The sequence below is a fragment of the Shewanella marinintestina genome (assembly GCF_023283845.1).
Lineage (GTDB): Bacteria > Pseudomonadota > Gammaproteobacteria > Enterobacterales > Shewanellaceae > Shewanella > Shewanella marinintestina.
The window spans coordinates 48,476-74,217 of the sequence record NZ_JAKILC010000019.1 but is presented as its reverse complement, the minus strand read 5'-3'; the positions used below and the strand labels follow the sequence as shown (position 1 = coordinate 74,217).

At 43.2% G+C, this 25,742-nt stretch carries 18 protein-coding genes; 7 read left to right on the top strand and 11 right to left on the bottom strand.

Translation table 11 applies throughout. From position 1 onward, the window contains the following. Window positions 1–296 precede the first annotated feature (296 nt). On the top strand, window positions 297–1,313 hold the full coding sequence (ltaE, locus tag L2747_RS17880; protein ID WP_249000366.1) for a low-specificity L-threonine aldolase: 1,017 nt from the start codon (window positions 297–299) through the stop codon (window positions 1,311–1,313). A 95-nt stretch (window positions 1,314–1,408) separates the two neighbouring features. Here the strand turns inward: ltaE and L2747_RS17875 are convergent, their stop codons facing one another. The 3 genes from L2747_RS17875 to L2747_RS17865 all read right to left on the bottom strand — a co-directional run bounded on the left by L2747_RS17875 (window position 1,409) and on the right by L2747_RS17865 (window position 5,593). Next, window positions 1,409–2,242, bottom strand: a complete 834-nt coding sequence (locus L2747_RS17875) for a hypothetical protein (protein WP_249000365.1) — start codon at window positions 2,240–2,242, stop codon at window positions 1,409–1,411. 155 nt (window positions 2,243–2,397) lie between these two features. Next, window positions 2,398–4,002 (bottom strand): alkaline phosphatase family protein, encoded by a 1,605-nt coding sequence (locus L2747_RS17870; protein ID WP_249000364.1) that lies wholly within the window; start codon window positions 4,000–4,002, stop codon window positions 2,398–2,400. Window positions 4,003–4,093: 91 nt separating this feature from the next. Further along, the gene (locus L2747_RS17865; RefSeq protein ID WP_249000363.1) at window positions 4,094–5,593 is read right to left on the bottom strand and encodes an alkaline phosphatase; all 1,500 of its coding nucleotides are present in this window, start codon (window positions 5,591–5,593) and stop codon (window positions 4,094–4,096) included. Between the two features lie 397 nt (window positions 5,594–5,990). Here L2747_RS17865 and L2747_RS17860 point away from each other — a divergent pair, with 397 nt between their 5' ends. Continuing rightward, complete coding sequence (locus tag L2747_RS17860) at window positions 5,991–6,359, top strand: acyl-CoA thioesterase (RefSeq protein WP_220781874.1); 369 nt, start codon at window positions 5,991–5,993, stop codon at window positions 6,357–6,359. 104 nt (window positions 6,360–6,463) lie between these two features. Here L2747_RS17860 and L2747_RS17855 read toward each other — a convergent pair whose 3' ends face one another. After that, window positions 6,464–6,688 (bottom strand): hypothetical protein, encoded by a 225-nt coding sequence (locus tag L2747_RS17855; RefSeq protein ID WP_283107341.1) that lies wholly within the window; start codon window positions 6,686–6,688, stop codon window positions 6,464–6,466. 89 nt (window positions 6,689–6,777) lie between these two features. Between L2747_RS17855 and L2747_RS17850 the strand changes: the two genes are divergently transcribed. The 3 genes from L2747_RS17850 (at window position 6,778) to L2747_RS17840 (ending at window position 9,890) form a co-directional block, all read left to right on the top strand. Further along, window positions 6,778–7,059, top strand: a complete 282-nt coding sequence (locus L2747_RS17850; protein ID WP_249000361.1) for a hypothetical protein — start codon at window positions 6,778–6,780, stop codon at window positions 7,057–7,059. Window positions 7,060–7,666: 607 nt separating this feature from the next. Further along, a complete protein-coding gene (locus L2747_RS17845; protein WP_249000360.1) occupies window positions 7,667–9,070 on the top strand; it encodes a KAP family P-loop NTPase fold protein in 1,404 nt (467 codons plus the stop codon). 127 nt (window positions 9,071–9,197) lie between these two features. Beyond that, window positions 9,198–9,890, top strand: coding sequence for a hypothetical protein (locus L2747_RS17840; protein ID WP_249000359.1), 693 nt, complete (start codon window positions 9,198–9,200; stop codon window positions 9,888–9,890). 676 nt (window positions 9,891–10,566) lie between these two features. On the opposite strand, the gene L2747_RS17835 is transcribed toward L2747_RS17840, so the two are convergent. Both L2747_RS17835 and L2747_RS17830 read right to left on the bottom strand, forming a co-directional pair. After that, window positions 10,567–11,868: an NAD(P)/FAD-dependent oxidoreductase gene (locus tag L2747_RS17835; RefSeq protein WP_249000358.1), complete on the bottom strand. Its 1,302-nt coding sequence runs from the start codon at window positions 11,866–11,868 to the stop codon at window positions 10,567–10,569. 415 nt (window positions 11,869–12,283) lie between these two features. Next, window positions 12,284–12,646, bottom strand: a complete 363-nt coding sequence (locus L2747_RS17830) for a cytoplasmic protein (protein ID WP_220782357.1) — start codon at window positions 12,644–12,646, stop codon at window positions 12,284–12,286. Between the two features lie 459 nt (window positions 12,647–13,105). Here L2747_RS17830 and L2747_RS17825 point away from each other — a divergent pair, with 459 nt between their 5' ends. Continuing rightward, window positions 13,106–14,263, top strand: coding sequence for an efflux RND transporter periplasmic adaptor subunit (locus L2747_RS17825; protein ID WP_249000357.1), 1,158 nt, complete (start codon window positions 13,106–13,108; stop codon window positions 14,261–14,263). Between the two features lie 93 nt (window positions 14,264–14,356). Continuing rightward, on the top strand, window positions 14,357–17,503 hold the full coding sequence (locus L2747_RS17820) for an efflux RND transporter permease subunit (protein WP_249000356.1): 3,147 nt from the start codon (window positions 14,357–14,359) through the stop codon (window positions 17,501–17,503). Window positions 17,504–18,271: 768 nt separating this feature from the next. Here the strand turns inward: L2747_RS17820 and yiaY are convergent. The 5 genes from yiaY to L2747_RS17795 form a co-directional block, all read right to left on the bottom strand. Next, window positions 18,272–19,420, bottom strand: coding sequence for an L-threonine dehydrogenase (gene yiaY, locus L2747_RS17815; RefSeq protein ID WP_249000355.1), 1,149 nt, complete (start codon window positions 19,418–19,420; stop codon window positions 18,272–18,274). A gap of 779 nt (window positions 19,421–20,199) precedes the next feature. Continuing rightward, entirely contained in the window at window positions 20,200–20,673 is a 474-nt protein-coding gene (locus tag L2747_RS17810) for a LabA-like NYN domain-containing protein (protein WP_249000354.1), read from the bottom strand. Between the two features lie 281 nt (window positions 20,674–20,954). Next, window positions 20,955–21,164 (bottom strand): hypothetical protein, encoded by a 210-nt coding sequence (locus tag L2747_RS17805; RefSeq protein WP_249000353.1) that lies wholly within the window; start codon window positions 21,162–21,164, stop codon window positions 20,955–20,957. Window positions 21,165–21,408: 244 nt separating this feature from the next. After that, window positions 21,409–24,522, bottom strand: coding sequence for a multidrug efflux RND transporter permease subunit (locus tag L2747_RS17800; protein WP_249000352.1), 3,114 nt, complete (start codon window positions 24,520–24,522; stop codon window positions 21,409–21,411). Next, complete coding sequence (locus L2747_RS17795) at window positions 24,523–25,635, bottom strand: efflux RND transporter periplasmic adaptor subunit (protein ID WP_249000351.1); 1,113 nt, start codon at window positions 25,633–25,635, stop codon at window positions 24,523–24,525. Window positions 25,636–25,742 lie beyond the last annotated feature (107 nt).

Sequence of the window (25,742 nt, the reverse complement as noted above, 5' to 3'; positions counted from 1 at the left end):
TTTACGGCTTAAATACAATGATAAAAGTTGTATTCTTGCATTATATTTTCTAATGCTTTTATTGTTGGGTGTGACTTGGGTCTACATATTTAAAGGGCTTTGTTAATAATTTGATTAGATTTATGATTTCTTTATATCTAACTTATAGCAATTTGCTTTGAATTTGAAAGATATGCTGCAAACTAGGCATTTGTTGCGGTTTGTAAACTTTGGTTTTTTGCTGGCGATTGCCAGCACCTAGCAGTAGTATTAGGCTGTTTATTTACATTCCAGATCAAGATACTTTGAGGTTAACAATGATTGATTTTCGCAGTGATACGGTCACTAAGCCTACGGCTGCTATGCGCACCGCAATTGGTCAGGCTGAAGTTGGGGATGATGTTTATGGCGATGATCCAAGTGTTAACTACCTTGAAGATATGGCCGCAGAGATGTTTGGCTATGATAATGCGCTATTCACCTCATCAGGTACACAGGCAAACTTACTGGCATTAATGGGTCATTGTGAGCGTGGCGATGAGTACATATGTGGCCAGCAATCTCATAACTACAAGTTTGAAGGCGGTGGAGCAGCTGTATTAGGCAGCATTCAGCCACAACCTTTAACAAACCAAGCTGATGGTAGTATCTTGCTTAGTGATATTGAAGCCGCGATAAAGCCTGACGATATTCATTTTGCGCGTACTCGTTTATTAAGCTTAGAGAACACTATCGGCGGTAAAATTGTGCCGCAAGAATATTTAGCCCAAGCACAAGCGTTAGCGTTTGAGCGTGGATTGAAAATTCATCTAGATGGTGCGCGTGTTGCAAACGCAGCCGTTGCACAAAACATTGCGATGACTGAGATTACTCAGTATTTTGATTCAGTGTCGATTTGTCTTTCAAAAGGTTTATGTGCGCCAGTAGGTTCTATTTTATTGGGCGACGAACGCTTAATTACTAAGGCGCGTCGTTGGCGTAAAGTGCTTGGTGGCGGTATGCGTCAAGCGGGCATTCTCGCCTCTGCTGCAACATTAGCATTAACTGAGCAAGTAGAGCGCCTAGCAGAAGATCATGACAACGCAGCTTATTTAGCTCGTGAGTTGGCCAATATTGAAGGCTTCACGGTTGATATGTCACAAGTGCAAACCAATATGGTATTTGCAGAGGTCAATGACGAAATTAATGTTAAAGCGCTAGCCGTTGATCTAAAAGTCAAAGGTATACTAATTAGTCCTGGCAAGAAGATCCGCTTGGTTACCCACGCAGATATTTCACGAGCTGACGTCGAACGCTTTATTGTTGAATTAAAAGGGTTGTTGCATCGCGCTTAATTTGCCTGCAGCTATCGCGTAACAATAAAACCTAGGCATTGCCTAGGTTTTTTGTTTTTAGCACCAAAATTAGCACTTACATTTTGAACCATTCCTCAGTGCTGGTGGCCTTGGCTGTTGCTCGATAATTGATTACCTTGGCTATCGTAAAAACCTGAGCTGCCATGCTGAATAAAGCCTTGATGGATCATCTCTGCAATAAAAGGGTCGGACTCATTGTCACCCACATCGGCAAAATCTAAGTCGCGGTAATTCGCCGTGAGTGCAGAAAATGCTTTATCTGAAAGTGTTTTTATCGCCACTAATTGGTACTGTTGCTGCATGCCATCTTGACTGATATGCATGTTTGCTGGCAGTGCTAAATGTTCTACCCAATCAATCTCGAACTGACTATGACCTAACTGACCTTGGTAGCGTTCGTTAGCTGGGCAAACATCATTTATCGCGTTATTCGCGGTTGGCTTAACTTGAGTTAGCGATTGCAGTGCACTTGGCGGGATCAGATGGTTCAACTGCTCAAAATCAAAATGCATATTTAACGAGAGTAAGTCACCTTTGCGGTAAGAGATAGAACGTTGCTGAGCAGGAAAGTAACGCACATATTCGCCATTACTATCCCAAAGCTCAAAGCTTTCTGGGCTGCGCTGATAAATTAATTGGTCATTATTTCTTAGTAAGGTGATGGTTTTTTGCTGACCTGCGTTATTGGTGACAGTGTAAGTTGCACTGACATGTGCAGGGTCGATTTGCTCACATGGGGCTAATGCCATTTTGCTGGCGATTGCTGTGCTAGGGATAACTACCAACATGGCTGCGAACAAGCCGCAGTAGATAACGCTACTAAAAACGGCAGCTTTGTTGAATAACACCTGTGGCTTACCGGCGTTAGCTTTAAAGCATGTTGATAACGAAAAGTATGAAAGTAGCATGTTGTCTCCTAAGAGGATTAAGGTTTTAATTTAACGCTAAGATAAAGCCACCGAGTTAGCTCGGTGGCAATAATAGGCTTACTTAGTCAATGTAAATACGGTGAGTTTTGCTTTCGCGATAGTTATAGCGATAGCAATTTTAAAGCTTGCCATGACTATTGAGCGGCCTCAGCTTTACTGACCAGATTGCCGGCATGGTTCATCACATGGAATAAATGATTTTGCTCAACCGTACCTTGGATTAAATGCGCGCCAGGACCACTTGCAAAAATTCCCACATCTTCACCAGCATGGGTTTCGCTGCTTAGTGGCACCAAAGCTTCTTGATGAAAGCCAGCGCTTTGAGTATCGACATAGTTGAGGTCGAAACGCCCAGGAGCTTCAGCATAGCCATAGCGCTCATCGCCACCGGTTTCAAGATTGGCGTAGCCGCGACCATTGGTGTAACCCACTGTTGTGTATGGCAGGCCATTGGCATCGGTTGCATTAGTCACCGCAGGTTGACCGTCTGAGCCATTACCTTTAACTAGACCAAGAATTGGGTTACCACGGGTTGGGTAACCCGCAATGGTAAACACATGGCTATGGTCGGCAGTGACCATGAGTAAGGTATCCTTTGACGAGGTTTTTTCCATGGCAACACGCACAGCTTCAGACAGGGCAATGGTATCGTGTAAGGCACGCGCTGCGTTACCAGCGTGGTGCGCATGGTCGATACGTCCTGCTTCAACAATCAGTACAAAGCCTTTGTCGTTTTTCTGCAAAATATCGATAGATTTAGCGGTCATTTCAGCCAGCGATGGTTCACCAGCTGCGCCAACTGTTGTGCGGTCTAACTCATATTCCATATGTGATGAATTAAACAAGCCTAATGCGTGATCCGTGGTTGTAGGATCAAGCGCTAAAAACGCGTCACGGTCGGCAACATAAGCAGCGTTGGTATATTTACTGAGCCACTCAGTAGTTAAGTCGCGGTTATCTTCACGACGACCAGACTTACCCTCAGGGTCAGTAATCGAGGTTGGGATGAACGAGCGACGACCGCCACCCATCACCACGTTTATACCGCTACCGTAATCAAAATCAAGCAACTGTACAGCAATGTCGCTACAGCCATTGGCAACGGCTTCATCAGGTAGGTCAGCATCATTTTCCCAGTTACGCTCAGGGGCATGGGCGTAGGTTGCTGCTGGTGTTGCATGCGTAATACGTGCAGTTGATACCACACCCGTTGATAGTCCAGCCATAGCGGCAAGCTCTAATGAGGTCACTAAGTCTTGGCCTTCGGTTGAGGCGCAGTTACCGCGAATTACGCCCTCGGCCTGACCAATAACACCGACATCGGTTTTAACGCCTGTGACCATAGCTGTCATGGTGCCAGCAGAATCTGGCGTTTGTCCATCTACGTTATAGGTCTTAGCGAGCCCAACATAAGGTAAGGTTTCAAACGACAGTGAGTTTTCCTCACCGGTTTGACCTTGTAATTGGCCTTCTAGAATACGCGCCGCAGTAACAGTTGAGATCCCCATGCCATCACCCACAAAAAGAATGATGTTCTTCGCTGCGCCAGCTTCATTATTCACTGTTAACTCTTGAGCTTGAGTAACACGAGACTGTCCATCAACATACCATTGGTTAACGGTTGTCCAATCTTGGCCATTATTGCCATTCTCACCTTGGTCGCCTTTGTCACCATCATCGCTACAAGCTGCCAGACCTAAGATTGCAGACATGCTTAATACCAGTAATTTTTTATTCATTTTAAACTCCATAAATGGGTACTTTTTCTGGCTTTGAGCCAGTTAAAATCAGTAGTGGTTCGATATTGCTAAAGATTTAGTACTCATCTTTTTAGTATTTGGTTCCACCAAGCTCTTGGGCTTGATTGATGATGTGGTAGATAACATTTTGCTCCATAACGCCTTGAAGAAGGTCGGAGCCAGGACCCATTGCATGCAAGGTAATATCTTCACCTGCGTGGGTTTCACTGCTGGTTGGCACTAATGCTTGTTGCTTGAACTCTTTATCTTGGGTATCGACAGAGCTCAAGTCATCACGAATACCGACAACTGCTCCTGGGCCGTTGGTGTAGCCAACAGTAGTGTATGGTTTGCCGTCTTTAGCGATGGTGACGTTGCCATCAACACCATGCACTAAACCTAGAATTGGGTTACCGCGTTTTGGGTAACCTGCAATGGTAAATACATGGCTGTGGTCGGCAGTGACCATGATTAAGGTTTCTTCTGGATTGGTGTTTTCAACAGCCGCGCGAACGGCGTTTGATAGCTCGACGGTATCCATCATGGCGCGATAAGCATTACCGGCATGGTGAGCATGATCGATACGACCTGACTCAACCACTAGCAGGTAGCCATCTTCATTCTTGTTGAGTAATTCAATGGATTTAGTGGTCATCTCTGTTAGCGATGGTTCACCTGCAACGTCGTCTAAACGGTCTGCTTCATACTGCATATGCGATGAGTTAAATAGACCTAACAGGTGATCGGTTGCGCTAACATCAATGGCATCAAAACCGGCTTTATCCCACACATAAGCTGAGTTGCTTAAGTTGTCGGTCCAAGCCTGAGTCAGGTCAACACCATCGGCGCGGCGGCCTGTTTTACCTTCGCCATCGGTTGTATCCTGTGGAATAAAGTTACGGCGTCCGCCGCCAAGTGCAACCGTTAGCGCATCGGCTTCATCTCGCATAACCAGTTGATAAGCGATGTCTTTACACTCGTTGGTTATCGCTTCATCGGGTAAGTTTGAGTCAGCTTCCCAGTTACGCTCTGGTGAATTGGCATAAGTTGCAGCAGGGGTTGCGTGAGTAATGCGCGCAGTACTCACTACACCGGTAGATAAGCCCTTAGCGTTTGCTAAGTCGACTAAGGTGATTAGCTCATTGCCTTTTGAAGACAGGCAGTTGGCTCGCAGGCTGGTATCAGATACTGACAGCACGCCGGCTTTTGACTTTACGCCCGTCGCCATTGCCGTCATGGTGCCTGCTGAATCAGGGGTTTGTTGGTTAGTGTTATAGGTTTTCACTAACGCTGTTTTAGGGAATTGCTCAAAGCTTAAGAAGTTCTCTTCGCCGCCTTGGTTACCAGCTTGTTGTTGGCCCTCAAAAATGCGCGCTGCAGTTAAGGTTGATACCCCCATACCGTCACCCACAAATAAGATCACGTTTTTAGCTTTAGTTGGTGTGCTCTGTTGGGTTTTGTCACTAACAAGCTTGGCGCTATCTTTATACCATTGGCTGTTAGTTTGGTTATCGGGTAATACAGCAGCGTTAGCTGCGATAGGTGCGAGACTACAAGAGATAATCACAGCTATTTTTTTGATATTATTCACTATTGTCACCGTAAATTAGTAAGGTTTATATAAGATTTCCTTGTGGCGGTGTGATTGTCAGTGACAAGCATGACGTTATTGAGTCGAATTTATGTCGTTTTTGTTGCTAAGCTAAAATTGACTCAAGCAAACTGAAGATAGAGGTTTAATAAACCGAGCCGTAATGAAACGCTGTAATAAAAGGCACGCAGCGACTAAGCAGGCTTTATCAATATCACGGTTGGTATATTGCTTAGGCATAAGCCCTACTTTGGCGCAATAAAGCGCTAAAACAGGGCAGTATATTTAACTGAGGTGAGTCTAGGACTATATAAGCTGCTGATTTATAAGGCTTAGAAAACTTGGCTGTATATTTGCTACTCCTTATTAGGTATTTAACAGGAGTAAGGAATTTAATATGAAATACTATAGCCGCCGTTTTATAAAGCCGGAACATCTTAATCCAGCAAACTTTCTCTTTGGTGGGCAACTGTTAAGTTGGATTGACGAAGAGGCTGCAATTTATGCTGGCTGCCAAATGAAAAGTCAGCGTCACGTTACCAAGATTATGAATGAAATTAATTTTATTGCGCCCGCAAGGCAAGGGGATGTGATTGAATTTGGTCTAGAGCTGATCAGTGCCGGCGCGACCTCGATAACCATTAGCTGTAAGGTGCGTAATAAGCTGACTCATTTACCTATTGCCAGTATCGACAAAATTGTCTTTGTGCATGTTAATGAGCAAGGTTTACCCACGCCCCACGGTATGCGCGCCAATGCCGCCTAGTGTGTAACTGATGAGTTAACAAGCGAATAAAAACAAAGGCTCATAATGAGCCTTTGTTTTTATATTTTGTTTTATATTTTGTGTTAGTAAAGTCTGCTCAACAGCTAGTCTTCGCTAAGATCTTGTTTCACCGATTTAACCGCATCTCTAGAAGCGTGGCCGATTGCGCGAGTGGTATCTCGAGTCGCATGGCCAATATCTGTGGTCACTTCTTTAGTGGTGTCACCTATCTGCCGTCCAGCGTCTTTGAGTTCTGCACAACCGGTAATGACCAAGCTGCATAATAGTGCGCTAATTAAAGCTAACTGTTTCACTGAATGATATTCCATTTCTTATTAGATTGCGGGCATATTGCCAGCAATTTATAAGCTGCGCTAGGGTAGTGTGTCACGTTATTAGACTAGCCTTGGAATGAAGGTTGATTACATTTATTTTTGGCTTGGTGTTACCAAGTAGAGTGTATGAAACTTGCAGTTTCGTCGCTATTAATCGCCTGCAACAGGGGGAGAGTAGCCTTGAAATGAAGGCTGATTATATTTCATTTTTACTCGTTGCTACATGGAAGCGTGTTTTGCGTTTTAGCTTTATGGTTATCAATCGCCTGCAGCGGGTGCTGGACAGGATGTCCGAATGTCGTGAACACATGGATGTGAAGGAACGACCGCATGTGCAGATACTGCTGAAGCTCGCCTCAGGTTAGACTTCGTCTAACAACTAAAGTCGTGGGATTCCATCCCACACCCGGGCAAGGAGGACTGCTCGTCCTTATCCTCCTTGCATCCACCATGACGCCCCAAACGAAGTTGTTGATCCTCATGCTTCAATAAAAATCGCCTAACGGCTCAGATGGGACATCCATGTCCCACCGAGCCTACACCATCATCCCTGATGGTCCTACGGCATTTTTACCTACGCACTTCGGCAACTTCGATGGGAAATTGGTGTTTTCTGTGTGTGCCGTAACTTAGTTTTGCCCCCAAATCATTTTCACTGATAAAAATGGTAAGTAGCACAAGTAAGCTTTGGCTATAGAAAAGCTAATATGAAAGGTTTGGCGTACACCATAAGTAATGCCAGTCCTTTTTCTTTAAGCTCAATTCTTCCGCTTTAATCTTACAAGAGACCCGATAAATGTTCTGCTTTACTTTGCGGGCAAGGTAAATTCAAATTTGTTAACACCAGTAAGATTAACGGCTTTACATCAATGAGTTACGTTGCTAATTTTGACGTAAATTAAAAAAAGTGCAGGGATTTATCTGAGACGCTGGATAATAAGCTGTTAGCTTTCACATCACACTAGGTGCAAAATGGAATTTAAATCTCATAAAGTCATAGTCGAGTCAGAAAACCCTTTCAAAAATGACAGGTTGAACCGTCAACCTCATGTTGATAATTTTTCTACCTTATTAGAGAACATTAGTTCACCTATAGTTTTATCCGTAAATGCTCCTTGGGGACAAGGGAAAACAACATTCCTAGAAATGTTGCATGCTCAGTTGGTAAATAAGGAGCATAATTCTATTTATTTTAGTGCTTGGGAAACTGACTTTGCTAGTGATCCTTTGCAGGCTTTTCTTGGTGAAATAAACGAAAGTATAGAAGCATTAATTAATGGTGATGAAGAAAAAAATAAAGCGTGGGAAACTACAAAAAAAGCAGGTTCTCATATTCTAAGGAAAGGACTACCTGCATTAATAAAAGTAGGTACAGCCGGTATTTTAGATGCTGAAAAAATCATTGAGGATGAGTCATCTAAAGTGATGGAAGGTTTAACCAAAGACTTTTTAGCAGAATATACAAAAAATAAAGAAGCAATTGCCCAATTTAAATCTGGCGTCTCTAAAGTCCTAAGTAATGAAGGAGGTGAATCGACCCGTTTGTTCATATTCATTGATGAATTAGATAGGTGTAGACCAACCTATGCAATTGAATTACTTGAAAGGATAAAACACTTACTTGATATTGAAGGTCTGGTTTTCGTTTTAGCAATGGACAAGGTTCAATTGTCTCACAGCGTAAAAGGCATATATGGAGCTGAGTTCGAAGCTATAGGCTATTTAAGGCGGTTTATTGATATTGAATATACTCTACCTGAAAATGATCTAGATGCATTTATTGATCAACTTTATATAAATTTTGGGTTTAATGACTTCTTTCAAAAAAGAATGCTATATCGAGAATTCCAATATGATAAGGATCATCTAAAAGATACATTTAAATTATTAGCTAAGGCTAAAAAATTATCTTTACGTGAAGTTGAACAACTTTTTGCGAAGATAAATTTGGTCATCCAATCTACAGCTGAAAACACATATCTTTACCCTGCATTATTAGCATTTCTAATAATTGCTAAAGAGTACCATTATGATAACTATAATGACTATATCAATAAGGGTGATACACCTGAAAAGTTAATTAGTGACCTTTATGCCATGATTCCCCAATCAGAATTGCTAGATTCGCATTCTTGCGCTTTAGTAGAAAGCTTTTTAATCGGGGCTAAGTACGATAATTATAATAATACTGTTGGAAATTCTTTGAAACGTCATGAAGATATAGAGAATGATGAGAATTCTAGTAAAGAGCAAAAACGTTACTCAGACAAAATAGTTCAAATTTCGACTAGTTTTAGTGGGTTCAGAAACTCTATTAGTCTAGACAGCTTAAAACAAAGAATAGAAATGGTAGAAAGCTTTCAGTTTAGTCGTTAAAGAAAGCTAACAAGAACAAAAAACAGTTGGCTTTTGCTCCTTCGTCGCTTATTTTAGCCAACAATTTTTTGCCTGTTAATTGGCGTTATGAAGATTCGGAAAATCTTACAATTGGAATATATTTACAGTGAAGAAAACTCTTAAAGAGAACCCCACGTTACTGCTCACGTTTGGATTTATTTACATCTCAATCCTAGGCTACTTTAGTTCTAGTAAATTCCTCAACTACTTCAATATCAAAGCAACGGATTACTTTACCTTTGAAGATTTTGTTCTTTCTATTGTTCGAGAGGGAGATTTGTTTCTATGGTTACTGCCCATTATTCCAATTAGCTATGTGAAATTTTTCTGGTTGTTGAGGCAACAGAAAGATCATGCTAAAAGGGTTCGTGCTCTTATAGATGAGATCGATAGTGCTGGAAATATTGAAAATTTATCAAATGAAGATAAAGAAAAATTAACTCCTAAAGCTAAGCAGTTAAAAATGTATAAAATTGGTCTGGATAGCTACCCTGAGGAAATTAAAAAGGCAATCGCAAGCGCACCAATATACTTTTGTCTCTTAAGCATACCTACTGCATGGCAAGTTGCTAACTTCAACTACTTAGATGTTAAAACAGGTCAAGTTGAATCTGTCAGAATTGAGGTTAAGGATAAGGTAAAAGAGTTGGATACTAATAAACCATATGTATTATTACTTAGAACAACAAACCATACATTCTTACTTAAAGATATGGATGACAATTCAACCGCTATAGTAATTCCAAACAGTAATATTATTTCTGTCTATTATGGTGCGAGCAATAAAAAATCTTCATAACAAAGCGTTTAAGACTGATTCTCAACGCATGGCATTTTCATTCCATCGTTGGGTTTTGTGTTTAAGATGGTATGGTTTCGGTTCAGTGGTGGCCTTGCTCACTACTTAACGCGGCGTTACCCCATATAGGATTGCCATAGTTTTCTTAATGCCAAGAGTCATTTTCAGAGCTTAAGCTCTAGCACAGTTATGTCCAAAAGTGAGTTAGAAGCTTGTTTCGTTTCTAACCATAGCTGTAAAGCTAGATGAAGTTATTAGGCTAAAAGAAAACACCAATTCCCCATCGAAGTTTCCGAAGTATGTAGATAAAAATGCCGAAGAACTATCATGGATGATGGTTCAGGCTCGGCGGGACATGGATGTCCCATCTGAGCAGTTAGGCAATTTTTATTGGAGTATGAGGTCCGTATCTAATGCATGTAACTTCGTTAGGGGCGCTGAGGGTTTGCGAAGGGGGACAAGCGCTTTCCCCCTTGGCTCGGGTGCGGGCGAAGCGCCGCGACGTTAGTTGTTAGACGCAGTCTAACCTTAAGTCCGCATGTGAGCTGGAAGCTCACGACCTTTTATCAAACGAAGTTTGATTTATAAGTGTCGCAGGACTGAGAAAGCCAACTCAAATTGGCAGAAAATGTTGCTGGTGCTAAAGCAAAATACCAGCAACATTCATAAAGCTAAATTAGTGCAACTTCAAATGTGGGTGCACAATGCGGCTGATGCCTTTAGCAAACATCAATAGCGTGCCTTTAATTGGGCCGTGCAGCTCAATTAAGTGTCTGCGGTATAGTGAGGTGTAAACAAAACGCGCAATCTTGCCTTCAACCATGACGCCACCACCAATGAACGACATTAAGTTACCTACAGTGTGGAACTTGGATAGATTAACCAAGGCGCCTAAGTCTTTATAAACATAGTTATTTGACGCCGGTTTACCTGCTAACAATAACTTAATGTTATCAGCAGTCATCAGTGCCATTTGGCGTGCAGACTGACCACGTGGTGGCACCCAACTGCCATCTTCTTGCGGGCAAGCCGCGCAGTCACCAATCGAAAAAATTGCCGGATCGCGGGTGGTCTGCATATTTTGATTAACCATGACTTGGTTAATGTGATTGCTCTCTAGGCCGCCAATCTCTTTAAGAAAATCTGGCGCTTTAACACCGGTTGACCAAATCACCATATCAGATGGGATAAATTCGCCTTCAGAGGTATGCAAGCCTTCTTCTGTCACTTGATTGATGCGGGTGCTAGTCATCACCTTTACACCAATTGCGGTAAGCTCTTTGGCGACAGAAGCTGAGATCTCTTCTTTTTCTACCTTAGGTAGAATGCGCTCATCGGCTTCAATAAGGGTGATTTCAAGCAGGCTGCTATCGATTTTGTAGCCAAAGCCGCGCAGCTGATCAACCGCGTGATGCATCTCTGCTGACATTTCGACACCTGTAGCACCAGCGCCAACAACGGCAATTTTGATTTTATCATCAAGTTGGTGGTGGCTTGCATAACGCATGAATTTGTTAAGCAGCATGGTACGAATTTCCATGGCTTGCTCAGTGCTGTCTAAGAATACACAGTGGTCACGTACACCAGTAATATTAAAATCATTGGCGATACTGCCAATAGCAATCACTAGGTAGTCATAATCAATGCGGCGTGCAGGTAAAAGCTCGTTGCCTTTTTCATCATTAATCGGCGCAAGGATCACTTGCTTGGCTTCACGGTCAAGGTCGGTCATTGCACCTTGTTGAAAGTGATAACCATGATGGGCAGCGTGGCCACGATAGCTAATTGCATCAATACCGATATCTAAGGCGCCTGTAGCGACCTCATGCAGAAGGGGCTTCCAAACATGGCTTTCTGCGCAATCAATCAATGTAACTCTGGCTTTGCCTTTTCGGCCAAGTTGGTGACCAAGTTTTGTTGCGATTTCCATACCACCAGCGCCGCCACCAACGATGACAATATTAGCCATTTCATGCATGAGTTTTAAAATCCTTAATTAGATAAAACTGTAAATTAAATATGGGTTTAACTTGCCGATTAACGAGTTAACTATGCAGTTTTGAGGCTGTTTTTAGTTGCTCAATGCTTGTACTGCAAGTGAAAAGTAGACAGGTAAGTTTGCTTAAAAAGTGTAGCAGTAGATGTGAAAAACGGCAATTAAGCCCTTGAATTGGCTTAAGGTGGTTTTTTAATTAACTATTTAATTTTAATTGCTTGAATCTTAACGGTTTAAAATTTTACCAGGTTAACTTTTTACATATTTTTTGTGGCTAGGTGGTCATAAAGGAAGGAGATAAACTTTGACTAGAATGTTAGAAGTGTGATCTGACTCGGTGTAACAACAAGAGCTAAAATGCGGCATGCTTTAAGGAGATAAAACATGCCGGCAATTATTAGAGTTTGCTTAAGCGAGACTTATAGTCTTCGATTACATGTTCCATGATTTCTTGTACTGAAGTGTCTTTGGTCTTGTTATCCATAAACACCTTGAATGTCACCAAAGCATGTTTGTCATCTTTGAGGCGGTCATTCTGCATGGCGAAGTAGGCTTGTTCCTGTTCGCACTCTCTGACGACAAAGCCTTCATGTTCAAATAGTCGGTTGCCAGAATGGCCGTGCCACTTAGTAATTCTGTCTAGTGCGATTTCACAAGAGCGATTGAGCTCAACATGGTTACGCCAGCTTGTTGGGTGTGCGGGATCCTTAACGTGCGGGCATCGGACTGTGTAGTTGTATACATGAGAGATTGCTGTCATAAATTACCTACCTGTTCGCTGTGACTAATGCCATCTTAGGCATCGTTTTTTATCTTGGTCAACCACTTGCGTAGTTTGAGCGTACTTTCTGTGTAGTTCGAGCAAGTTGAGCTAACTGAATATCGATTATTTCTACCGCGCACAAACATAACGCTTAGTTAACACTCTAGTTGCTGTACCTATTGTTTACCATGACATTTAACTGAATAACCTTGTTCCAGCTCTCACTTTTACTTATGAAGGTAAATAAGTAGCGGCTTTGACTAATAAAGCATCAGTTTAAGTGCGTTTGGGGTTCTGAGTCGATAATTTACGTCAATATAAAAACAGAGCTTAGTTTAGATGTCTAATGTTAATAAGTTTGCGATTTCATTACAAAAAGGTTTCTTTTGCTTGATGAGGCAGCCTATAATTTCAGGACAAAAATAAAGCACATATCCTACCCCTCTGGAGGCTAAAATGGCCGGTTCATCAGTTTCAAACCTTAAATTATGGATGTTAGCAGCAACGACTGTCGCTTTGTCGGCTTGTGGTGATGCACCAGCACCGCAACAAGCTATGCTACCCAGCGTGATTGTTAATACTGCTCATACTGAAATGATCACGCCTAAATCTGAAATTGTTGGACGTACGCGCGCTTCAGAGGACGTAGTGATTAAATCGCAAATTCAGGGACAATTACTGCAGCGTGCCTTTGTTGAGGGGGATGACGTTACTGCAGGCGATTTATTATTTGAAATCGATCCCGCGACCTATAAAGCTGAGCTGGCGCAGCAACATGCGGTGTTAAAGCAAGCGGTAGCTTCACGAGATGTTGCGGTGATGAACTGGGAGCGTGGTCGTCGATTATTGCCTGATGGCATGATTAGCGCGCAGGATATGGATGAGTTAACCAGTCGTAAACTCACCACTGCAGCAGGTGTTGTGCAGGCAGAAGCTGCGGTACAAGCAGCCGAGCTGCAGTTGAGCTATACCAAGGTCTATGCGCCGATTTCAGGGCGTATTAGCCACTCTAAAGTCAGTACCGGTGACATTATTACCCCTCAGTCAGAGATGGCTAATTTGGTGCAACTTCAACCTATGTGGGTTAATTTCCAAGTGCCAGAAAAGGGGCTTATTACAGCGCAGCAAAATTTTTCTAAGGCAGAACAACGCGAAGTTAAAATCACCGATATTGTCATGCGTTTGCGTCTTCCTAACGGCACCATGTTTGACGAGATTGGTCATATCGACTTTGTCGGTAACCGTGTTGATGCCGCAACAGGTACCTTGCCTGTGCGCGCTACCTTTAAAAATGACGACAAACTCATGTTACCCGGCTTGTTTGTTACCTTAGTGATTGAATCTCCGATTACAGAGAGCGCTTTACTTATCCCGCAAGCTGCTGTGCAGGAAGATCAGCAAGGGCGCTTTGTGATGGTGCTTAATGAGCAAGATGAAGTGCAAAAGCGTATCGTCAAACTGGGTGACCGCTTTGGTGTTGAATGGCGAGTGTTAGGTGGTTTAGAAGACGGTGAACGTATTGTGGTAGAAGGATTGCAAAAAATCCGTCCCGGGATAAAAGTCAAACCTGTTGAGCAAGAAGTTATCCCTTTTAAAGAAGACGAAACTAAATAGGAGTTGTCTTGATGAACATATCTTGTTTTGTCTACTTAAGCGGCGCAGATGCCTATCGCTTTGAGTGCGTTTTAACGCCGACAGGGGAATTCCATGATTAGTGATTTTTTTATTAACAGGCCCAAATTTGCCTTTGTTATCTCAACTGTACTGACCTTAGTCGGTTTAATCGCAATTCCTGTGTTATCGGTTTCAGAGTTTCCTGAAATCGCGCCGCCACAGGTGAGCGTTTCAACCAGTTATTCTGGCGCCAGTGCCGATATTGTAAAAGATACTATTGCCCAGCCGTTAGAGGCCGAAGTTAACGGTGTTGAAGGCATGCTCTATATGGAGTCTAAAAGTGCTAATGACGGCAGTTACTCTTTAAATGTGACTTTTGAAGTGGGCACTGATGCCGACATGGCACAGGTAAAAGTGCAAAATCGTGTGCAACAAGCGATGCCAAGATTGCCGGAAGAGGTAAAGCGTCAGGGGGTAAAAGTTGAAAAACAAAGCCCTAATATGCTGATGGTGGTTAACCTTGTCTCACCTGACGAGACCTTTGACTCGCTGTTTATTACTAACTATGCCGGTTTAAATGTTAAGGATGCGCTAGCGCGTCAATACGGCGTGTCTAAAGTACAAGTGATTGGTGCGTTAGATTATGCTATGCGTATTTGGCTCGACCCTGACAAGATGGCCAGCTTGAGTGTTACCGCAAGCGATGTTATTGGTGCGCTGCAAGAGCAGAACATTCAAGTTGCAGCGGGGCGTATTGGCGCCGCACCGGTGGATCCTGAGCAGCAGTTTCAGTACACGCTGCAAACCAAAGGACGACTTAAAGATCCAAAGGAGTTTTACGATGTGATGATCAGAGCCAATAATGATGGCTCTAAAGTGGTGGTTGGCGATGTGGCTCGTGTAGAACTTGGCTCACAAACCTATGATGCTCAAGGTAAGTTAAACAATAAGCCGTCGGCGATTATTGCTATTTATCAATCTCCGGATGCGAATGCACTTGAAGTCGGTAAGGCGATTAAAGCGGAAATGGCAAAGCTGTCAGAGCGTTTTCCTAATGATCTTGAATATGAAGTCTTATATGACACCACTGAGTTTGTTGAAACCTCGATTAAGGAAGTGGTACAAACCCTGTTTATTTCTATAGCGCTGGTGGTTTTTGTGGTGTTTATCTTCTTGCAAGATGTACGCTCAACGCTGGTGCCTGCAATCGCAATTCCTGTCTCTTTAATTGGTACCTTTGCCTTTTTACTTGCCTTTGGCATGAGTATTAACACTGTGTCGCTATTCGCGCTTATTTTAGCGATTGGTATCGTGGTCGATGATGCCATTGTGGTGGTCGAAAACGTCACTCGTCTAATGCAAGATGAGGGACTATCACCGAAAGAAGCCACCTCAAAAGCTATGAAAGAGGTAACAGGGCCGATTATTGCAACCACTTTAGTATTACTCGCGGTGTTTGCTCCGACAGCGGTTATGCCGGGGATCACCGGTCAAATGTATGCACAGTTTTCGGTGACTATCTGTATTTCGGTGCTTATCTCTTCAGTCAATGCACTGACCTTAAGCCCGGCGCTGTGCGCCTCATTATTGCGTCCGCCTAAGACACATACTAAAGGGTTCCATGCGGCGTTTAATAAGCATTTTGAGCGCTTTACCGGTAAGTACATGAAGCTAGTATCATCACTTACTCGCAAGTTGGCATTAGTGGGCATAGTGTATGTTGGCTTGATTCTGCTAACCGGTGGTATCGCGAAAATCTTACCGTCAGGCTTTGTGCCAATGGAAGATAAAAAAGCCTTTATGGTAGATATCCAGCTACCCGATGGCGCTTCGCTTAACCGTACTGAAGAGGTGATGCGTGATTTAGTTGAGCTAACGCGCGATGAACCGGGTGTTGAAAACGTGATTCATGCCAGTGGCTTTAGTATTTTGACCGGCTCTGTGTCTTCAAACGGTGGTTTGATGATTGTCACCCTGTCGACTTGGAGCGAGCGTGAATCAGCCGATATGGCAGAGTCTGCCATTGTTGCCAAACTTCAAGCTAAATACGCGGCCAACCCTGCAGTAAAGGCCATGGCATTCTCACTGCCGCCAATTCCAGGTGTGGGTAGTGTCGGTGGCTTTGAGTTTGTGCTGCAAGACACGCAAGGACGTACGCCTCAAGAGCTCGCTTCTGTCATGCGAGCCTTGATTATGAAAGCCAATGAGCAACCTGAAATTGCGATGGCCTTTAGTAACTTCCGCGCCGATGTGCCGCAGATGTTTGTCGATGTTGATAGGGATAAAGCCAAGGCGTTAGGTATTTCACTTAATGAGATCTTCTCAACCATGCAAACCATGCTCGGCTCTATGTACGTTAATGATTTTAACCGTTATGGCAAAGTCTTTAGAGTTATCTTGCAGGCTGAGACTGAGTATCGTGATTCAGACAAAGACATCTCGCGCTTTTATGTGCGCTCTAATACTGGCGAAATGGTGCCGCTAAGTACCTTAGTGACTGTGACGCCGATTCTAGGCCCTGACGTGATGAACAACTACAACATGTTCAGCTCGACGACCATTAACGGTTTCCCGGCGCCGGGCTTTAGCTCGGGTGATGCGATTACTGCCATGGAGCGCGCCGCCAATGAATCGTTGCCAACCGGCTATACGTTTGAGTGGACAGGGCAAACTTACCAAGAGATTAAGGCGGGTAATTTAGCGCCATTGATTTTCTCGTTAGCGTTAGTGTTTACTTACTTATTTTTGGTGGCGCAGTACGAGAGCTGGACCATTCCGTTTGCGGTTATCCTCGCGGTGCCGATTGCGGTGTTAGGTGCGTTCTTAAATATCCTCTTGGTCGGTTCAGATCTAAACCTTTATGCGCAGATTGGTCTGGTACTGCTGATTGGCCTCGCCTGTAAAAATGCGATTTTGATTGTCGAGTTTGCTAAGCAGTTACGAGAAGAAGGAAAAAGCATATTAGAGGCGGGTGAAACTGCGGCAAGATTGCGTTTTCGTGCGGTATTGATGACGGCATTCTCCTTCCTGTTAGGGGTATTGCCTTTAGTTATCGCTTCAGGTGCTGGTGCCGGTAGTCGCCGCGCATTAGGCTACTCAGTGTTTGGTGGTATGTTAGCGGCCACTATCGTTGGTACCTTATTAGTGCCCGTATTTTACGTGATGATGCAAAAGATGCGCGAAAAGGCTAAAGGCTTACCTAGTGATGTTGAGCCGGCTGCAACTAAAGAGCCAAGCTAAGAGCGTAAACTAACAGAGGTTATGAATTAAGTGCTTAAAATTATTGCATAAACCTAGTTCATAAACATAGTTCATAAACATAGAGCTGCTAATGAGTAAAACAAAAGGCCTGTTGTAATAGCAGGCCTTTTTAATGCTTGAAAAACAACCAATACCTAGGGCGTTATTTTTGATAGCGATACCGATAAAATGTATGGCTTTGTTTAGATATAGATAATAAGGAGTAAACCACTCGACTTTTTTGATGTGCATTGAGGCTGGGGCTTTCAAGATAAGTGTTGGAGTTTAGCGATGTTTATCATAACGCAGAAAGGGAAAAGCCCACTCCGTAGAGTGGGCTTTAAAGCTTGCTTTAACTTTTGCAGGGAAAAAGCGAACTAGTCGATTATATCAACTATGTAACCTTTTGTATCGCTTAAACCCAATTAAATTGGACTGTAGGTATTAATAGGGTGGTTTAGAGGCAAAAAAGTTCACAAAGATGCTGATTAGAATAATAATCGCTTAGTAAGCTTTTTGACTGGTGACTAGGATATTTTAGATTAGTGACTAGGTTACTTTTGTTTATGAAACAGTATGCCTATTTGGTGAAGCCGGTTTGGTAAAATCTGTTTGCTAAAGCGTGTTGTAATGAAATGACGCTGATAGCTAAGAATAAAAAACGATTGACCGATATACCAGTCAATCGTTTTAGGCTAATCAATTTGAATAAGTTACTTTAGATAAGTCGCTTACCCATTAAAGCTAATGCCTATGCACTTGCAGAATTTAAAGTGCGTTAGTGAAGATCTGGCAGATCTCTTCATGGGTTGCTTGTTTAGGATTAGTGAAACCACAAGCATCTTTAAGTGCATTATCTGCAAGCGTTGGAATATCTTCAGCTTTAACACCTAGTTTAGTGAGATTCTCTGGAATATTCACTGCAACAGATAGTTGCTTAATGGCTGTTAACGCGGCTTCTGCGCCTTGCTCATCAGTCATTGCTGCTACATCAACGCCCATAGCTTTAGCGACATCTTTTAGGCGTCCAGGCACAACTTGGGCGTTGTAAGCTTGAACATGCGGTAGTAACAGTGCGTTACATACACCATGCGGTAGGTCATAGAAGCCACCCAATTGGTGAGCCATTGCATGAACATAACCAAGGCTTGCGTTGTTAAATGCCATACCGGCAAGGAACTGGGCATAGGCCATTTGGTCGCGTGCTTCGATGCTTTGGCCATTCTCAACCGCTTCAACTAAGTTGCCTTGAATAAGCTCAATGGCTTTAATTGCACAGGCATCAGTGATTGGGTTAGCCGCAATTGATACATATGCCTCAATGGCGTGAGTGAGCGCGTCCATACCGGTTGCAGCGGTTAGCCCTGCTGGCTTAAGTAGCATAAGTTCTGGGTCGTTCACTGATAAAATTGGCGTGGTGTTCTTATCTACAATCGCCATTTTTATGTGACGCTGTTCGTCGGTAATAATACAAAAACGTGTCATCTCACTTGCAGTACCGGCTGTGGTGTTTATGGCTACAAGTGGTAGTTGTGGCTTAGTTGATACATCTAAGCCTTCGTAATCTTTGATGCTGCCGCCATTTGTTGCAACCAGTGCAATACCTTTAGCGCAATCATGTGGAGAGCCACCACCTAAAGAAATGACAAAGTCACATTTGTTGGCAGTTAATATTTCAAGTCCGGCTTCAACGTTGCCCACAGTCGGGTTTGGTTGCACGCCATCGAAGACGACTGAACGGATATCATTGCTGGCAAGCTTATCGGTAACTTGGCCAACAAGACCAATATCAACCAGCGGCTTATCTGTAACAATTAATGCATTTTTAAAGCCTAGAGACTTAATGTCGCCAATTGCTTCGGTAACAGCATCTTGCCCTAAGATATTGACAGATGGGATAAAAAATTTAGCAGCCATAAGAATCACCTATTACGCTTAATGTTAAAAGTTGTTATCTTTTCTGGTAATTAAAGTACCAATACTACCGCAATAAAGGTGTGATCAATCTCTAATAAAACACCGGATTAAACAAAATCAGCCCGAAAATCGGATCTGCCTTACTAATTTTGTAATTTTATGACACAAACAAAGGTTTTAATGACTTTAAGCTCACTAAAACTCGGTAAATAGTGAAATAAACTCCTAAATTAACTTATAACTAGCGTAAAATAATACTTTCGACGTAGCCGTTTTAAGACCATAGCCGAGCTTATAAGCTGATTTGTACTAATACTAATCAGTATAAGAAGTTGATCTACTCAGAGCGTTTTTTGGCAAACTAATTCAAGGCGAATCGCGGAAGTAATGGCTATTCCCTTGCGAGGCTATTCAACGCAGAAGTAGGCAGCCAAAAACGCTCCAGAATGGCGAGTTTTAGCGATTCTGAAGCTGTGACTCTTAATAAATAAAAAGGGAGCTTGAACCTCGTTCAGCTATGCTCTTCACTCGCTGCAAACCACATGGATGTGGTGAATGTCATTAATGCAGGAGCATTTAATGACCTTGCCTCAGAAGCGCTAAATTCTCGCTGAGCGACCAAATCTTTATACTGATTGGTATTAAGCTACCGCTCGAAGGTAGAAGTGATGAGGGGTGGCTGATTTAGCTAATTAGTGGCTATTTAAAATAGCCTTAGCAAGGCGTCTATGCTGCAGATAGGCGCCTTAATTGTTGCAAACCTATATTCATGTGTAAGCTTAAAGCAAAAGGCTATTATCTATTTCGTGGAACTGGCTGACGGAATCAATCAGTGATTTGGCTGTTAGCGTTGGTACGCCGTAGACTTGTGTTTCAACGCCATATTTTTGTTGGATTCTGTGCATGAGTAAGTCAAAGTCACCATCGCCAGAAAGTAAAATAATACAGTCGACTTCACTAGCGGCTTCCATAATGTCGATGGTGATCCCCACATCCCAATCACCTTTAGCTGAGCCATCACTGCGCTGAATAAAGGGCTTTAACTTCACGTCAAAACCAATGTGTTTTAAGGCGTCTTGGAATTTGAGTTGGCCGTCATCTCCGCGGTGTATTGCGTAAGCGGTTGCTTGCACAATATCTCCCTCATAGCCTAAGTGTTGCCACAATTTTCGATAATTAAATTGCTTGCCATAAGCTTGGCGGCAGGTGTAATAAATATTTTGGACATCAACGAATAGGGCTATTTTTTTCACTTATGGCTCATTTGGCATGTAGCTAGAGAAAATATCGTTATCTTGGCTTAATCTAGCTAACTGAATAACAAACGTTACTATCTCACAGTTCTATGGTTTACGCACTCATGTCTTATATTTGTGACTGTGTCTGCCGGGTATTTAAGGCAAGCATTTTAGTCTGCATTGTGGAATATGATCTTGGTGAATAGTGAACGGTTCGAGTTTAGATATTGGGCTAGCGGCTAGGTTAAAGCTTTAACCCAGTATCTAAAACTAAATGGTTAAACAAAGGGCATTAGCTAGATATAGATATCGACTTCAGCAAAGTGGGAGTATGTTGATTGGCGACGGTCATAAGCGCGCAGTTTTGCATTGCTTCGGCTGTCACCGTTTTGACGGCGCTCCACTATAAATTGGCCATTTACATTAATGGTTTCATAAACATCTGTGGTTGTGCGTTGTTCTGTTAAATCTTGTTCTTCTTTTGAGCAAAAGTCAGTTTCATCCATAAGCGTGACCTCTAATTAGCAAATTGACTAGCAGTTAACAACGCTAGTGGCTTAACTATGAGTATAGAAAAGACTCAAGCAATTGCCGTTTTATATTAGTTACACGCTTATATACAGCAAACCTAGACCTACAAAAAAGGAGCGGCTTATATTAATAAGGCCGCTCCTTTTTGTGCTCAGTTCGAATATTAAGTACCAGTATTAAGTGCGAATATTACCGCTATTCAACAGTCTAATTGAGGCACTAGCTTTGCTTGTTCGCCGGTTGTTGATGCTCAACAATTGCAAGCTCTAGCTGCGACTCTACATAGCCTGGGGACTTCGTTGCTACCGAAATCAAGCGATACATGGCTGGGATAACCAGTAAGGTTACAAAAGTAGCAAAGGCCATACCAAAGAACACCACTGTACCGACGGAAATGCGGCTTTCTGCGCCTGCTCCTGTAGATAGGATTAGCGGTATTGCGCCAATAAGGGTGGTGAACGCAGTCATCAAGATAGGGCGTAAACGTCGAGTCGATGCGTCGATAATCGCTTGCTCAATCTCAAGACCTTTATCCCGCAGTTGGTTAGCAAATTCTACAATCAAAATGCCGTTCTTAGTCACCATACCAATCAGCATGATCATACCAATTTGGCTGTAGATATTCAGTCCTTGGCCAGTTAGATATAAACCTAAGAAACCACCAAACACGCCCATAGGTACGGTAAACATCACTACTAATGGGTTAATAAAGCTCTCAAACTGCGCGGCTAACACTAAGTAAGCCACCAGAAGCGCTAAGCCAAATACAATAAAGATACTGCTTTGGTTTTCTTTAAAGTCTTTAGACTCGCCAGTGTAAGCAACACTAATGTCACTAGGCAGCATCTCAATCGCTTTTTGATCTAAGAAGTCGAGTGCTTCGCCTAAGGTGTAACCTTCGCCTAAGTTCGCTTTTAAGGTGATCGATTTTTGCTTGTTGTTGTGACTCAGTTTTAGCGCCGAGGCCACCTCTTCAATATGGGTAATGGTATCTAAGGTGATTAGATCACCTTTGCTCGAACGCATATAGATTTGACTAAGATCGGCCACGTTACTAAAACTGCTTTCATCACCGCGCAGGTAAACATCGTACTCTTCACCACGCTCAACAAAGGTGGTTTCGCTGCGACCGCCGAGCATGATCTCTAAGGTTTCAGACACTTCGGCAACACTTATTCCAAGCTCGGCTGCACGCTCTTTATCAACGGTGACGACCAGCTCAGGTGAAGTCTCTTTATAGTCGATTTCAGGGCTTTCAAATATCGGGCTATATAGCGCTTCTTCCTCAAGCATTGTTGCCCATTTAAATAGCTCTTGGTAATCAGAGCCGCCTAAAACGAATTGCACAGGCTCACTTGAGCCACCTCTAAAGCCAGGTAATAGCGGCCTTACCATAACATCAGGAATGCCTTTTAATGCATTTGAAATCACGCCAAGGGCTTGCTGGGCGTTAATGGTTCTTTCGTTCCAGTCTTCTAGCTGAATAATCACAAAGCCGGTTTGATCGCCAGCGCGGCCACCAAAAGCAGGCGCTTGAATACTAAAAGATTTGACTACGCCTTGCCCTAAAAGCGGCATGAGTTTGTCTTCGGCTATTTCCATATTGGCAGCCATACGGTTATAGCTGGTACCTTCAGCGCCTTTAATAAAGGCAAAAATCACCCCGCGATCTTCTTGTGGCGCAAGCTGAGCTGGTACCTGTTGCATTAGCCAGCCACTGCCTAAGATACAGGCAATAATCACTAATGGCGCAGCTAAGCGCAGTGATACGGCTTTGGTCACCATTTTACGATAACCGTCTTCCAGACGTCTAAAAGCGCTATCAACGATCAAGTTAAAGCGATTCGGTTTAACGTTTGCTTTCAGAATCTTGCTGCCAAGTACTGGAGTCAAGGTCAGTGCGATTAGCGACGAGAACAGCACTGAAACCGCGAGCATAACTGAAAATTCTGTAAACAGCAGACCTACCATGCCTTCCATAAATGAGATCGGCAAGAAGACCATCACCAGCACCGCGGTGGTTGCCATTACGGCAAAGCCAACTTCACGAGTACCATTGTAGGCAGCTAAAATAGACGGCTCGCCTTTCTCGATATGGTGGAAGATGTTTTCTACCACCACGATGGCATCATCAACCACGAGGCCAATTGATAAAATCAATGCCATTAGGGTTAAAAGGTTAATCGAGTAGCCAAACATGTTAGCGGCGATAAACGCTGAAATTAGCGATACGGGTACCGTTACCGCAGGGATCAACGTCGCCCTTGCTTGGCCGATAAAGATGTACAGCACTAAAATAACCAATAGGGCGGTAACGGCTAGTGTGCTGAAGACTTCATCAATCGAGCGGTCGATAAATACCGTGGAGTCATAGTCAACAATCAGCTTAGTACCGTCCGGCAAAAACTTTTGGATGAGATCAACTTCTTTATGCACATCTTGCGCAACTTCCAGCGGATTAGCGTCAGATTGCGCAACAATACCTAGTGAGATGTTAACTACGCCATCACTTTTAAAGGTTGAGTTCTCGTTTTCTGCACCAATAAATACCTTAGCGACATCTTTTAGATAGATAGGCGAACCATCACCTGCTGTGCGGATAACCAGATATTCAAAGTCTTCAGGGCTTTGGTATAAACGCGCGGTACGAACAGCCATAACGGTGGTGTCGTTACGTACTTCACCGCCGGGTGTTTCAACGTTTTCTTTATTGAGTACTTTCACGATATCGGCGGCAGTAACATTACGACCAGCCATTAACTCTGGACTAAGCTGTACGTACATGACCTTGTACAAGCCACCAGAGATATCCACACTACTCACGCCTGATATTAGGCTGAACCTGTCTTCAAGTACCCGCTGCGCGTAGTCCGTTAGCTGTGTTCTGTCCATTACAGACGAGCTTAAATTGACATATACCGATGGCTCACCAGTACCGTTGTCTTTAGACACAATAGGATCGTTTGCTTCATCGGGCAGACGGCGCTGTGCGCGGGCAACTGCGTCACGTACATCACTGACACCTTCAGTTAGGTTCCAACCTAATAGAAAAGTGACCGTAATTCGTGACATGCCGTTACGGGTAACAGACTGAATCTGGTCAACACCACTAATACCGGTTAGCTCACTTTCCAATGCGGTGGTGATTTGGCTTTCCATGATGGTGGCAGAGGCACCTTCATAGGTGGTCATTACGGTAACCACAGGGCTCTCAACGTCCGGCATTTCACGAACAGCAAGTTTAGTGAAAGAGACTGCGCCAAAAACGCAGAGTAATAAACTCAGTACTATGGCAACAACCGGGCGTTTTACTGAAACATCAGACAACCACATTTAGATGCTTCCTCTTGCTTGTTGTTCTTCTTTCGCTTCATTGGCTGGTTTTTTAGCGAGGGCTGATTCGGCTAAATCATCCACACGCAGACCATCACGCATATTCACTAAACCTTGAACCACCACTTTATCGCCAATGCTAAGTCCTTCAGTGATTAGTACTTCATTATCAATACGTGCGCCCAAAGTAACTTTAGTGCGCTTAGCAATACCATCAGTGCCAATAACATAAACAAAGCGGTTAGTCCCTGAGTATTCTAGCGCTTGTACTGGGATCACAGGCTCAGAAACGCTCGGGAATAACATGGTTGCAGACATCATCATGCCTGGCTTTAATTGATGTAGAGGGTTATCAAACTGCACTCTGACTTTGAGGTTTAGGGTGTCTTGGTTGACGCGAGAATCGATGGCGATGACTTTACCGATAAAGGCTTGATCTGGCCAAGCACGACTCTTAGCACTAACGGCCATGCCAACACTTAACTGTGACAGGTAGTTTTCAGGCACTTGTAAATCAAGTCGCATGCTTGACAGATCATCAAGTGATAATAGCTCTGTACCCGCAGTGACCATTTTGCCTTGGCTAAAATCTATAAGGCCTGCAGTACCTGAAAATGGTGCGCTTAAGTAATGGTAATCAAGGTCGGCTTGCGCCGCTGCAAGGCGAGCGAGTGCCATATCCACACTGGCGGTTTGGGCATCGATTTCAGTTTTAGTGATGGCGTTTTTATCAATGAGTTTAAGGAATTCTTTAAGTTTACGCTTTTCATCGGCGAGGTAAGCATTGGCTTCTGCAAGGGCTGCTTGTGCTTTGGCGTCATCAAGTTGTACTAAAATCTGGCCTTGACTGATTTCTTGGTCAGTATTGATTTGAATAGACTTAATCTTGCCTGCAATTTGCGGTGCAATATATACCGATTGCTCAGCATCGAGCTTACCAATCAAGGACAGTGACTGAGATAAGTCATGCTGTTCGACCAATCCAGTTACAACCGGGACGGTGCGCACAGGACGATCTTTAGTGTCGGTGCGTTTAGCTTCTGAGTAGCTGCTATACGAAACAGCACCCGCGACAATCAAGATTAAAGGAATTAAAAAATAAGATGGTTTCATGAATGATTACTTACCCTACCAAAGTTGGGATTATTTTAGATAAAAAACGGCCTTTGTAGAGTAAAGCAATGTAAAGTAAGGAAAAGTATAAGTTAATGTTTTACATG

What these genes read in the sequence shown, in the direction of transcription:
- L2747_RS17820 (WP_249000356.1), top strand. Translation starts at nt 14,357, where the DNA reads ATGATTAGTGATTTTTTTATTAACAGGCCCAAATTTGCCTTTGTTATC.
- L2747_RS17855 (WP_283107341.1), bottom strand. Translation starts at nt 6,688, where the DNA reads ATGGAATATCATTCAGTGAAACAGTTAGCTTTAATTAGCGCACTATTA.
- L2747_RS17825 (WP_249000357.1), top strand. Translation starts at nt 13,106, where the DNA reads ATGGCCGGTTCATCAGTTTCAAACCTTAAATTATGGATGTTAGCAGCA.
- L2747_RS17845 (WP_249000360.1), top strand. Translation starts at nt 7,667, where the DNA reads ATGGAATTTAAATCTCATAAAGTCATAGTCGAGTCAGAAAACCCTTTC.
- L2747_RS17805 (WP_249000353.1), bottom strand. Translation starts at nt 21,164, where the DNA reads ATGGATGAAACTGACTTTTGCTCAAAAGAAGAACAAGATTTAACAGAA.
- L2747_RS17830 (WP_220782357.1), bottom strand. Translation starts at nt 12,646, where the DNA reads ATGACAGCAATCTCTCATGTATACAACTACACAGTCCGATGCCCGCAC.
- L2747_RS17835 (WP_249000358.1), bottom strand. Translation starts at nt 11,868, where the DNA reads ATGCATGAAATGGCTAATATTGTCATCGTTGGTGGCGGCGCTGGTGGT.
- L2747_RS17800 (WP_249000352.1), bottom strand. Translation starts at nt 24,522, where the DNA reads ATGTGGTTGTCTGATGTTTCAGTAAAACGCCCGGTTGTTGCCATAGTA.
- L2747_RS17870 (WP_249000364.1), bottom strand. Translation starts at nt 4,002, where the DNA reads ATGAATAAAAAATTACTGGTATTAAGCATGTCTGCAATCTTAGGTCTG.
- yiaY (WP_249000355.1), bottom strand. Translation starts at nt 19,420, where the DNA reads ATGGCTGCTAAATTTTTTATCCCATCTGTCAATATCTTAGGGCAAGAT.
- L2747_RS17860 (WP_220781874.1), top strand. Translation starts at nt 5,991, where the DNA reads ATGAAATACTATAGCCGCCGTTTTATAAAGCCGGAACATCTTAATCCA.
- ltaE (WP_249000366.1), top strand. Translation starts at nt 297, where the DNA reads ATGATTGATTTTCGCAGTGATACGGTCACTAAGCCTACGGCTGCTATG.
- L2747_RS17875 (WP_249000365.1), bottom strand. Translation starts at nt 2,242, where the DNA reads ATGCTACTTTCATACTTTTCGTTATCAACATGCTTTAAAGCTAACGCC.
- L2747_RS17795 (WP_249000351.1), bottom strand. Translation starts at nt 25,635, where the DNA reads ATGAAACCATCTTATTTTTTAATTCCTTTAATCTTGATTGTCGCGGGT.